1 protein-coding gene is annotated in these 581 nt (G+C 64.2%); it reads left to right on the top strand.

Going from position 1 to position 581, the window contains the following annotated elements:
* The coding region (locus tag DIE23_RS39135) for an aminotransferase class I/II-fold pyridoxal phosphate-dependent enzyme (protein WP_124618216.1) at positions 1 to 581 on the top strand (581 nt) is incomplete at both ends.

A 581-nucleotide genomic window follows, 5' to 3' on the forward strand; every position in this document is an offset into this window, starting at 1 on the left:
GCGGGTGCATCGGCATTCGCGCTGAAGATCGACTTCGAGCGTCTGGCGAAGATCGCGAAGTCGGTCGGCGCGTACCTGATGGTCGACATGGCACACTACGCCGGCTTGATCGCGGCGGGCGTGTACCCGAACCCGGTGCCGCACGCGGACTTCGTGACGACGACGACGCACAAGAGCCTGCGCGGCCCGCGCGGCGGCGTGATCCTGATGAAGTCGGAATACGAGAAGCCGATCAATTCGGCGATCTTCCCCGGTATCCAGGGCGGCCCGCTGATGCACGTGATCGCGGCGAAGGCCGTGGCGTTCAAGGAAGCGCTGTCGCCGGAATTCAAGGAATATCAGCAGAAGGTGGTCGAGAACGCACGCGTGCTGGCTGAAACGCTGGTCAAGCGCGGCCTGCGTATCGTGTCGGGCCGTACGGAAAGCCACGTGATGCTGGTCGATTTGCGTGCGAAGAACATCACGGGCAAGGCAGCGGAAGCGGCGCTCGGTGCGGCGCACATCACGGTGAACAAGAACGCGATCCCGAACGACCCGGAAAAGCCGTTCGTGACGAGCGGCATCCGTCTGGGTTCGCCGGC

This window comes from Burkholderia sp. Bp9143 (assembly GCF_003853645.1).
In the GTDB taxonomy this organism is placed as follows: Bacteria; Pseudomonadota; Gammaproteobacteria; order Burkholderiales; family Burkholderiaceae; genus Burkholderia.